Raw genomic sequence first — 11,286 nt, forward strand, 5'->3', positions numbered from 1 at the left:
CCTTTCAATTTTTAATATATATCATTTTAAATTTTTATTTTTATATTAGCGTGTAAAATCTACTCTAAAACCACTGCAAATAAATTATAAATATTTAATGCTAAAACAGCGACAACAACCAGTTGAAAAACTATCGCAATTTTATCTTCTGATAGAATTTTACTGAATTTAGCTCCAAAAATTCCTCCAAAAATAGCAGCAATGATAATCACCATAAGCATACGGCTATCATACTGATTAAATTTAGAAATCAACACTAACGAAATAATTTTAGAAAGTTGAGAGAAGAAAATAGTGGCAATAGAATAAACTGTCGCTTTTTTTATAGGTAATCCAAATAAAATTATAAAAAAAGATACATTGATTGGACCACCACCAATCCCTAAAAAACTAGATATAGCTCCCAATAAAAAACCACAGAAAAAATACCATGTCTTGTGAATAAAATTATATTGTTTAAAAAACTTTTTTGAAGCCAATAAAGCAAATAGCAACATAAGTACTGTGATAATTACTTGAACAAATTGTGCTATTCTTGACCCAGATAAAACTAAAAGGCAGTCAAATAGTAGACTACCTATATATCCTCCAAAAATAGAACCTATAGCAAGATAACTTAGTTCCATAACTTTTAACTTTTGACCAGACTGAATCTGTCTGACTGTTGATGAAATCGACATAACAAATACAGCAACAGAGGAATAGAAGGAAATAGTTGCCACATTATCCCATGCAATAAAATCAAGTACCGGTTTTATAATAACGCCTCCTCCCATACCGGATACCGCCCCTATTGCATTAGCTACTATGATGACAAGGAAATATAATATTTTTTGTTCCATATATACATCTCACTTCCTTTATTAGCTGATGTCCTTTACACAACGAAAACCCATATTTTGACTACTTGTCATAGCTGTTGTAGAATTTCTAGCAGACATTCTATAGCGATTGCAATAACTATAATGGCATAAAAAGGAACCTCCTTTTATAGCATACTGTTCATTATCACAGATTTGATGTTCTCTCCAAAAATCTTTACCAGACACAATCTGAAAAGATTGCAGTTCTATTTTTCCTGGGTTTACGCACCATTCCCAAACATTCCCTATCATTTGATAAAGCCCATAAGGGTTCGGTTCATATGTCTTAACAGGAGCAGTCCCCGCATATCCATCATCTAATGAATTAAGAGTAGGGAACTGCCCTTGCCATGTATTGCACATATGCTTATCACTAAAGATAAGATTATCTCCCCAATAATAATGCTCATACTCGGTTCCACCTTGAGCTGCTATTTCCCATTCTGCTTCTGTAGGTAATCTTTTTCCAGCCCATTTGCAATAGGCTAGCGCATCGTTCCGAGTAACATGTACTACAGGATGATCCATACGAGTACGGATATCTGTCATTGGTCCTTCCGGATGGCACCATGATGCTCCTGCTATTGCTAACCACCAAGGTGTCTTCTGCATCTCTATAGAAATTTGATTTATATCCTCTATAAAATATTTGAACACATAAGACCAACCAATTTTTTCAGCGTCAGTAATATATCCAGTTTGTTTCACAAACTCTGAAAATTCTTGATTTGTTACTGTTGTCTCATCAATGTAGAAAGGAGCAATAGATATTTCAGTACGGGGACCTTCATAATCATACTCAAACCCTATCCTTTCATTTGTTCCGATACAATAATTACCACCAGGAATATAAATCATAAACATGTCCCTTCTTTTATAAGATATCCAATAAATCTAATCTTTCAAACTGTTCCTCTGGAGCTTCGAGTTTCTTCATTTCTTCTACCAGCAAATGCTTCATACGGTCTTCTAATTCATCATCCTGAAGTGGAGAAGTTTGACCTTCATCAATTTCCAAATCAAAAAGTAAGCTATCCTTTGTATACCCTGACATATCCCCTAAACCATCTAAAATAGCTGGTTTTTTTATAGGAATCTTATAAACTGGAAAAGGAGTTCGTTCAAGAAACTGTCCCATTTCAATTTCTGAAGGATTCTGCTCTCCTAAATAATGACGAATAGTTGTTGGGATTCCAGCATACTCATTTAAAGGAGAATTGTCTGGTTTTGGAGCTCTGAAATAGGTATACCGTCCATCTGTAATATTCACTGTGATGCCATGAGCACCATAAACGGCATACTCTTTTTCATTTTCTCTCCCATCTAATAGCGGCAACCATGATTTTCCCTGTACTTCATCTGGAGTTGGGATATCAAAATAATCCAATATGGTTGGCATAATATCAATATTCTGTGATACTGTTTTTATTCTTTCACCTTGTTTACGATGAACTGGGTCTTTGACAAATAAAGGAATTGCTGCTAATTCATTAAAATTATGCATATAATTTTTTCCGAACAGCTCTCTTTCTCCCAAGAAATATCCATGGTCAGATGTCACAATGATTAAAGTATCATCGTATATTCCTAATTCCTTCATTTTATTAATTAAGCGACCAAAATGGACATCTGTCATAGTCATAAGTGCAGCATACCGTTTTCGAATATAGTCTACCGCCTCTTCTGGGACATCTACTTCCCCATAATTTGGAGTTTCAAAATATGGACCAGTATATACTTTATCATACAACTCCATGTATTTTTTAGGTACATCAAACGGTTCATGAGGATCAAAAACTTCTACTTGAATAAAGAAATCATCCTCATCTTTATTTAATTCTAACCATTCGCATGCCGATTTAAATGTCCTAGGAGTAGGATATTTATCCTCATCTTCATACCAATATTCACGATTCGCTTGGTATTGACGTCTTAGCTTACCATAATACTGTTCTGGCATCCACTCTGGATCTTTTATTCGTGAAATCCATGGATCGCCTTCTTGACCGCGATGAAAATCCCAAGTTGTAAATTGGTTAATATAGCCTTCGCCACCAAGTCTAAAATAATGTGTATGATCTGTCGTTAAGTGTGAATATACTCCATGCTCTTGAAGCACCTTTGATACAGTGATGTCAAATGGTTCAATTGGTCCCCATGATCTCTCTAAAAAATTTAAACGACCAGTCATAATATCACGTCGTGCAGGCATACAGGGAGTTGAGCCAATATAATGATTATCAAAAACAGCCGAATCTTGAGCAAATGCATCTAAATTAGGTGTCGCTACAAAAGAATTTGTATTATATGTTTTCAAAAAATCCTTTCGTAGCGTATCCATTAATACTAGAACAACCTTCATTTCCTACCTCGTTTTAATCTAAACAATGATTCCAAAATATGATAAGAAGATAGAAACTCCAATAATCACAAAAATCATTGACACAACGTATTTACCATTCCATTTTTTCATTAAATACAAACAAACTAATGTAAGAATTAAAGGCAACATATTTGGTAATACTTTATCAAGAGTATCTTGAAGCACTATAGCCCCATCGCCTTCACCAAATTGTAACCCTAATTTTAACTTAACTGTAGATGTAATTAACGCACCCGCTACCATTACACCAAGAACATTCGCCGATGTTGAAATTCTATCTAAAATCTTTTTCCCATTTGCCGATGTTAATAATTCTTTCCCTTTACTATATCCTATGTGAATACTGTAATATTTCAAAGGGAAATATAAACCATTTATCAGCAAGAACATCAATATTGGCCCCATCCAATTTCCTTGAACTGCAAATGAAGCCCCTATACTTCCTGCAATCGGAAACCATGTAAAGTTCAATAAGCTATCACCCAAACCAGCCAAAGGCCCCATCAAACTTGTTTTTACAGCAATAACAGATTCTTTTTCATCTTCAGTAGTGGTTTCTTCTAATGCAGTTGTAACACCTAATATGAACGGAATAAGTACTGGATGGCTATTAAAAAATTCTAAATGGCGTCTTTGAGCATTGACACATTCTTCTTTACTTTTACCTTTGTATAATTTAGACAAAACTGGTGTCAATGCAAATAGAGTACTTAGACTTTGTAATCGCTCATAATTGTGAGAGAATTGAATCATCTGACAACGCCAAAACATTTTATTCAAATCTTTTTTTGTTATTTTATTTTCATTGGTCATAAATCAAACTCTCCTTCCCCATCTGCAACAACTACACTCGATTCCTCAGAATCTCCGTTTTTTTCTATTCCACCACGATTCATTAAAATATCATACAAGGCAGCTGCTGCAAGAGCAAAAATTGCAATGCCAACAGTTGGTATTTGTAAAAATGTTGCTAATGCAAAACCTAGTGTAAGAAAAATCCACATATTCTTTTTCAACATCATTGAAAGTAGCATAGCAAGACCAACTGCTGGAATGAGTTTAGAAGCAACTGTCAATCCAGTTAAGGCAAAAGCTGGAATAACACCTAATGCAGCTTCTACTGCTGGAGCACCTAACCATACTGAGATAAACACTGGTACAGCTCGACTTAAAAAGAAGAATAGACCACCTAAATACTGCAACTTATCAATTTTTCCAAATTCACCCGATTGAACAATTTTATCTGCCGTATGTACTAATGATACATTAGTGGTCATTATAATCATACTTAGTTGTTGAACTAGAAGCGCAACAGGTACCGCAACTGCAACACCTGCAGCCTCACCACCGCCTGATAAAATACCTATAGCGACACCAACAACAGCTCCTGAAATAACATCAGGTGGTTGATAGGCTCCTACATTATTTGTTCCTAACCACAATAGCTCAAGAGTACCAGCGATAATCAATCCCTGCCCTGGGTCTCCCAGCAAGAATCCTACTACTACACCTGCTAATAATGGTTTTCGAAAGCCAAGGTGTGGTCCAAACTGGTCAAGAGCACATAGCCCCGCCCAAATCGCCACAATAAGCGCTTTGAAAATCATAAGATTTTCTCCTTTCTTTTATTTTTCTTTTGAATTTAATTTAAGCAATAAAGGTCTTAAACTAACGTTTTATAATCCACCCTAGGATCTTTAGGAACCATTTGTACATTGATATGAATTCCTTCATTCATCAAATCAACAAAGGCTTGATGTTCCTCGTCTGTTACAGAGATTGCTTTCTCTAATCTTTTACGTCCTTCTTTAAATCTCATCCCTCCTGCATTAACTTCTTTAATTTTCAATCCTTCATCTACTAAAAATTTTATATCTATAGGATTGGTAAATAATAACATCGTTCTCTTTTTGATTTCACTTTTCTTCATAACCTCAGCAAATTGACGAACTCCAAAAATAACAACCTTAACACCAGGGGGAACGGCAAAATTTGCAACACTGTGCTGAACTGGATCATTTTTAGCTTCATCATTAATAATTAAGATTTGTTCAATTTCATAATTACGAGTCCAAGTAGTTGCCACTTGACCATGAATCAAGCGGTCATCAATTCTAACAAGTTCTACTGCCATTTCTATGTCTCCTTCTATAGATCAAATGAATCTTCCTCAATAGGTTCGGAAGTTATTGCCTTATCAACAATTGACATTGTATTTGGTAATATATTTTTTATTACCTCTGTTGCCTCTAACAAGCGTAACTCCGAGTGCATAAACAACTCAATTAACAAGGGCAAATTAAAGCCTGTTACGATCAATACATTTCCATTAGTTTCTAAAACACGATAAGATGCATTAAACGGAGTTCCACCAATAATATCTGTCAGGATAATCCATTCCTCATCTGGATATACGGACGTAACTGTCACAATTTCTTCATACATTGATTCTATCGTCGAATCCATTGTCACTGATAACGTATTAACACGACTTTGAGAACCTAAAATCATTTCTGCACTTTCCACCGCAGCTTTTGACATCGGTCCATGACTTATAACAAGATATCTCATCTTATCCCTCCTAAATTATATTTCTGATATCGCTTACAATACTAATTATAATCTTTTTTAATCATTTGTCAACACTTTTTGTTCTATTTTTGTTATTTTTTTGTTAACAATGTGAGGTGGTGTTATTTTTTGTTATTTTATAGTGTTATTTCATGTCCTTTTGTTCTTTTTGATTGAAAAAATGACATTTTAATGATATTATAAATTCAAAAGATAACAAGAAGGAATCTACTATGAAAAAAAATGAGCGAATAAAATTTATCCTAGATACAGTAAACGTTAAAGGCTATGTCTCAATCCAAGAACTTGCTCAACATCTCAATGTATCAACTATGACAATCAGACGCTATTTAACTGAACTAGAAGAAAAAGATGAATTAATAAAGGTTCATGGCGGAGCAGAAAGTAAATTAGTTCGAAACGAAAAATCACAATTTGAAAAACAATCCTTATACATGAACGAGAAAAAAGAAATCGCAGATATCGCTTCTCACTTTATTAAACCTGGCGAAACTATCTTTATCGGTTCTGGAACAACATTAGAACAATTAGCATATAAAATCACTGAAGAAGATATACGAGTTGTTACTAACAGCTGGCCTGTTTTCGTCATACTAAATCAAAAAAATTTTAAGGAATTAGTATTAGTAGGCGGAACATATCGTGAACGAACAGGTGCATTTGTCGGAAAAACAGCATTTAATTGTTTAGAATCAATGAATTTTACTAAAGCTTTCATCAGCTGTAATGCTATATATGGTACAAACATCTCAACATTCACTGAAAGTGCTGGGGATATACAAACCGCAGCCTTAAATAAAGCACAAGAAAAGTTTTTACTAGTAGATCATTCAAAGTTTAATAAAATCGATTTCTATCAATTTTACAATTTAGAAGATATTAACTATTTGATTACTGACCACAATATAGAAGAAAAAACAATTGCGAAATACTCTCAATTTGTTAAAATTTTATCATCTAAAACAATAGATTCTCTTTTGTAAATTTAAAGTAGGAAATAGACATGAAAAAGATATCCGTACTAATCAAACCATCCTCATCTCTTTGTAATATTCGGTGTAAATATTGTTTTTATGCTGATGTAACTTCATTACGAGAAGTTCGTTCCTATGGAAAAATGAAACCTGAGACTACTGAAAAAATGATTGAACATTTATTTATAGATTTAGCTGACGGAGATGAGTTGTCCATAGGCTTCCAAGGAGGGGAGCCTACCTTAGCAGGATTATCTTATTTTAAGCATCTTATCACTTGCGTACAAAAACAGACAAAAAAAGTTTCTGTACATTATTCAATACAAACAAACGGAATTCTTATCAACAAAAAATGGTGTAAATTTCTCAAAGAGAATAACTTTTTAGTCGGTTTATCAATAGATGGAACACCCATTCTACATGATATGAGTCGACTTGACCCAAGAGGTAGAGGAACATTCCAAAAAGTAATACAGACAAAACGTCTTTTTGATGATTATTCAATCGATTATAATGTGCTTTGTGTTTTAACACAAGAATTAGCTCAACACGCAAAAGATATCTTTATTTTTTTAAAACAAGAAAATATCCAGTATGTCCAATTTATCCCTTGCTTAGATGAACTAAATCCAAGCGAAAAAAGTTCTTATGCACTTACTCCTCAGAAATTCTTTCAATTCTACCATGATATTCTACCTCTTTGGCTAGCTGAATTAGCTAGTGGACACTATATATCCATTAAATTATTTGATGATGTTTTTAATTTAATTGTAAGAAAAGAAGTAAACGCTTGCGGGCTTGTCGGAAATTGCAGTATTCAATATGTCATAGAAGGAGACGGAAGTGTCTATCCTTGCGATTTTTTCGCTTTGGATGAATACAGAATGGGCTTCATCCAAGAAATGGGATTGAAAGAACTCTTTTCTAGCAAAATTGCTAAACAATTTTTATATTCTCGTCCACTATCGAAAATTCCTTCCAAATGTACATCCTGCCCTTTTCTAAACATATGTCGTGGTGGATGTAAGCGAATGAAAAATTCAATGTACGTTGATGAAAAAAATGAGTTCTGTGGGTATCAATCCTTCTTAAATGAATTTATACCTAAATTAACTAACATAATGGATTTGATAAATAATTATTAATCTATGCAAAAATGAGTAACTGCTATAATCTGTTCTACAGAATATTTCAGTCACTCATTTTTATTCTAAATTCAAATCCTATCTTTGTATATCTAATAATCTCAGCAAATCTTCTTTTATCTCACTTCAAACATTATTTAATATTTCCCCAGCTCACGGAGACTGGTGTGATTTTCCTGAATGCGTCGGAACATCTTTTCCATATCCGACTTGGTAAAATGCACCAAAACAGGGCGTCCGTGGGGACAGTTATAGGGATTGTCACATTGAGAAAGCTGATAGAGGAGCTGTCTAGCCGAATGGTCGTCAATACGATGGTTGGCCTTGATAGACCGCTTGCAGGACATCATAATAGCCAACTCTGCTCGGTATTTCTTGATAGAAACTTCCTTGGTTAAAAGGAGCATATCACACATCTCATAGATGCCTGATTCAATCTCTTCTTCTGCCATCCAAATAGGATGTTCACGTAAGATAAATTGATTTTCTCCGTACTCTGCTAGAAAGACCCCAACTTCCTCCAAAAGTGCCATTCTTTCCTTGAGACGGAGGGCATCATCCGCTGGAAATTCAAATATATAGGGCACTAAGAGTTGCTGTTGACTCTGATCAACATTGCCAATGCTTTCACGGTACTCCTCGTACTTAACCCGTTCCTGAGCCGCGTGCTGGTCTATGATATAGAGCCCATCTCGCCCTTGGGCAAAGAGATAAGTCCCGTGCATTTGCCCGAAAAATTCCAACTCTGGGAAGGTTGATGATTCTTCTCGCTCCAGCTTGTCATAAGCCTTATCAAGACTCGCAAGGTCTAACTCTGGGTGATCTAGCTGATCGTAGTTAGCAGGCTTTCTCTCTGCAAAATGCAGTTTTGCTGGCTTGGTCAGCTGATCCAAGGTTTCCTTGGCAAACAGGGTCAAATCCTGCCCTTCATCAGTTAATTCTACCTGATAATCAGCTACTTCAGCTTGACTAGGTCTTGTCGGCTCAGTATTCTCATAGTAAAATGTATTTTCTTTGAGTGGGAGAATAGTTTGCTCCACCTTCTCACGATTGCGCACGGTCGATTTGGCAAGATTTTCCAAGGCATCAGGAATCAAGGTTTGCTCCTTGAGACTATTTGCAATAGCTTCTGAGACCAGGGTCATCAGTTCTTTTTCCTTGGAAATCCGCACCTCTTGCTTGGTTGGATGCACATTGACATCCGCTAGATAAGGGTCGATATGGATATGAATGACAGCCAACGGAAAGCGTCCCACCATGAGCTTACTTCCGTAACCATCTAAAATAGCACGATTGAGTAAAAAGTTCTTGATATAACGACCATTGATGAAGAGACTGATATAGTTGCGGTTGGCTCTAGTCAACTCAGGCAAGGACACAAAACCTGAAATTTCGAAATCAAGGTCAGAGTTCTCAATTTCAATCATCTTCTTGGCACTGACCAAACCGTAAATCCCTGCGATAGCTTGGCGCAATTGACCAGTCCCTGCTGTCCGCGTCATTTCCTTACCATCACTAATCAAACTAAAAGAAATCTCGGGATGGGCTAAACCCAAGCGATTAACAATATCAATGATATGAGACAACTCTGCTTGCTGGCTCTTCATATACTTGAGGCGGGCAGGCGTGTTGAAAAAGAGGTCCTCCACACAAACCTTTGTTCCCACAGGACTAGTCGCTGGGATGACTTCCTCAACTTCTCCCCCACGCGCGACTAACTTGGTTCCATGACTAGCGCCATCCATCGCCGTCAAAAGGGTCAAAACACTGACAGAAGCGATAGACGGCAGAGCTTCACCACGAAAACCAAGCGTCCGAATTCGAAAAAGATCTGCCTGATTTTTTATCTTACTGGTCGCATGGCGACGCAGGGCTAATTCCACCTCATCGTGAGCAATTCCATGACCATTATCTGTGATTTGAATTTTCTTGAGACCTGATTCCTCAATCTCAATGATAATCTGACTAGAACCCGCGTCAATGGCATTTTCTACCAGCTCCTTAACAACGCTAGCTGGACGCTCGATAACCTCTCCAGCTGCAATCTGGTTTGCCAGCACCTCTGGCAATTCAATAATATGAGACATCTTTCAGCCCCTTTCTGTATCTATGTTCCTAGAAATTGATTAGTGCTATTATACCATATTTCAGATAGGACATAAAAGCTCCACCACATAGGAACCAAATCCCTCCACATAGACAAAGTCCCTTGCCAGGTGTCGTAAAATAGTGTTTAATAAAGGTGTACAAGAAGTGATCACAATTTTGTATAAAAAACAAGGAGAGAAATTTATGAAAGTAGAACTACAGATTAGTGAAACTTACAAGGAGGAAAAGCTGATTGTCCAAGCACCTCAGCCGACAGATAAAGTCCAGAAAGTCATCGAGTTCGCAGAAAATCTTGACCAAAAAGAAACAATCAAAGGAAAGATTGATAATCAGGTCTATCTCGTTGAGATTGGTAAGATACAACGCTTCTATATCGAGAATCGGAAGGTTCTAGCAGAAACCGCGAGTCAGACCTACACTATTGATTTGCGACTCTATCAGGTTCTTGAACTCTTGCCAAGCAATTTTATCCAAATTTCCCAATCAGAAATCATCAATATCGATTCCATCTCTCACCTCAAGCTCACGCCCAACGGTCTGGTAGAAATTTTCTTGAAAAACGAAAGCTTCACCTACTCTTCACGCCGTTATCTAAAAACCATCAAGGAGAAATTAGAACTATGAAAAAACAAATCTTCCACGACGCAGCTACTGGTGTCCTCATCGGCCTCATCCTCTCTATCATCTTTTCACTTATTTATGCACCAAATACCTACGCACCACTAAATCCCTACTCTATCATCGGCCAAGCGATGGCTCAGCATCAGGTTCACGGTGCCCTGGTCTTGCTCTACTGTACTCTTATCTGGGCAGCCATCGGTATGCTCTTCAACTTTGGTAAACGATTATTCAGCCGTGACTGGAGCATGCTTCGTGCGACGCTTTCCCATTTCTTCCTCATGCTGGCTGGCTTTGTCCCACTGGCAACTCTGGCTGGTTGGTTCCCCTTCCACTGGTTCTTCTATCTCCAGCTCATTATCGAGTTTGCGATTGTTTACCTTATCATCTGGACTATCCTCTATAAAAGAGAGGCTAAAAAAGTAGATCACATCAATCAACTCTTGGAGCATAAAAAGTAAGAACCTCATAATAAGCAAAACCGAGAAAGAAACTTCTCGGTTTTGCTTTATCCTGCTGCACCTTATACTCAATGAAAATCAAAGAGCAAACTAGGAAGCTAGCCGCAGGCTGCTCAAAACAGTGTTTTGAGGTTGTGGATA

The 11,286-nt window shown here is 36.6% G+C and carries 12 protein-coding genes; 4 read left to right on the top strand and 8 right to left on the bottom strand.

What is annotated here, in order from left to right; translation table 11 throughout:
- Positions 1 to 59: 59 nt before the first annotated feature.
- From HT722_RS04440 to HT722_RS04470, 7 genes are read right to left on the bottom strand one after another with little or no spacing between them, the layout of a single operon-like run.
- Positions 60 to 842: a sulfite exporter TauE/SafE family protein gene (locus HT722_RS04440; RefSeq protein ID WP_050242630.1), complete on the bottom strand. Its 783-nt coding sequence runs from the start codon at positions 840 to 842 to the stop codon at positions 60 to 62.
- A 21-nt stretch (positions 843 to 863) separates the two neighbouring features.
- Positions 864 to 1,721, bottom strand: coding sequence for a formylglycine-generating enzyme family protein (locus HT722_RS04445; RefSeq protein WP_173277763.1), 858 nt, complete (start codon positions 1,719 to 1,721; stop codon positions 864 to 866).
- Between the two features lie 16 nt (positions 1,722 to 1,737).
- On the bottom strand, positions 1,738 to 3,225 hold the full coding sequence (locus HT722_RS04450) for a sulfatase (RefSeq protein ID WP_173249803.1): 1,488 nt from the start codon (positions 3,223 to 3,225) through the stop codon (positions 1,738 to 1,740).
- Between the two features lie 18 nt (positions 3,226 to 3,243).
- A complete protein-coding gene (locus tag HT722_RS04455) occupies positions 3,244 to 4,059 on the bottom strand; it encodes a PTS system mannose/fructose/sorbose family transporter subunit IID (RefSeq protein WP_049513102.1) in 816 nt (271 codons plus the stop codon).
- Entirely contained in the window at positions 4,056 to 4,853 is a 798-nt protein-coding gene (locus HT722_RS04460) for a PTS sugar transporter subunit IIC (protein ID WP_049513099.1), read from the bottom strand. Before HT722_RS04460 ends, HT722_RS04455 begins: the two co-directional genes overlap by 4 nt.
- A gap of 56 nt (positions 4,854 to 4,909) precedes the next feature.
- On the bottom strand, positions 4,910 to 5,380 hold the full coding sequence (locus tag HT722_RS04465) for a PTS sugar transporter subunit IIB (RefSeq protein WP_049513096.1): 471 nt from the start codon (positions 5,378 to 5,380) through the stop codon (positions 4,910 to 4,912).
- Positions 5,381 to 5,394: 14 nt separating this feature from the next.
- Complete coding sequence (locus HT722_RS04470) at positions 5,395 to 5,817, bottom strand: PTS sugar transporter subunit IIA (RefSeq protein WP_049513094.1); 423 nt, start codon at positions 5,815 to 5,817, stop codon at positions 5,395 to 5,397.
- A 233-nt stretch (positions 5,818 to 6,050) separates the two neighbouring features.
- On the opposite strand from HT722_RS04470, the gene HT722_RS04475 reads away from it, so the two are divergent.
- Both HT722_RS04475 and HT722_RS04480 read left to right on the top strand, forming a co-directional pair.
- Positions 6,051 to 6,821 (top strand): DeoR/GlpR family DNA-binding transcription regulator, encoded by a 771-nt coding sequence (locus HT722_RS04475; protein ID WP_050242634.1) that lies wholly within the window; start codon positions 6,051 to 6,053, stop codon positions 6,819 to 6,821.
- Positions 6,822 to 6,841: 20 nt separating this feature from the next.
- Positions 6,842 to 7,957, top strand: coding sequence for an SPASM domain-containing protein (locus tag HT722_RS04480; RefSeq protein ID WP_173277765.1), 1,116 nt, complete (start codon positions 6,842 to 6,844; stop codon positions 7,955 to 7,957).
- 137 nt (positions 7,958 to 8,094) lie between these two features.
- On the opposite strand, the gene mutL is transcribed toward HT722_RS04480, so the two are convergent.
- Entirely contained in the window at positions 8,095 to 10,044 is a 1,950-nt protein-coding gene (gene mutL / locus HT722_RS04485; protein WP_173277768.1) for a DNA mismatch repair endonuclease MutL, read from the bottom strand.
- 205 nt (positions 10,045 to 10,249) lie between these two features.
- Here mutL and HT722_RS04490 point away from each other — a divergent pair, with 205 nt between their 5' ends.
- Positions 10,250 to 10,690, top strand: coding sequence for a LytTR family DNA-binding domain-containing protein (locus HT722_RS04490; RefSeq protein WP_173277770.1), 441 nt, complete (start codon positions 10,250 to 10,252; stop codon positions 10,688 to 10,690).
- Positions 10,687 to 11,145, top strand: a complete 459-nt coding sequence (locus HT722_RS04495) for a DUF3021 domain-containing protein (protein WP_173277772.1) — start codon at positions 10,687 to 10,689, stop codon at positions 11,143 to 11,145. Before HT722_RS04490 ends, HT722_RS04495 begins: the two co-directional genes overlap by 4 nt.
- The last annotated feature ends 141 nt before the right edge of the window (positions 11,146 to 11,286 follow it).

The organism is Streptococcus sp. 53, from assembly GCF_013276565.1.
Lineage (GTDB): Bacteria > Bacillota > Bacilli > Lactobacillales > Streptococcaceae > Streptococcus.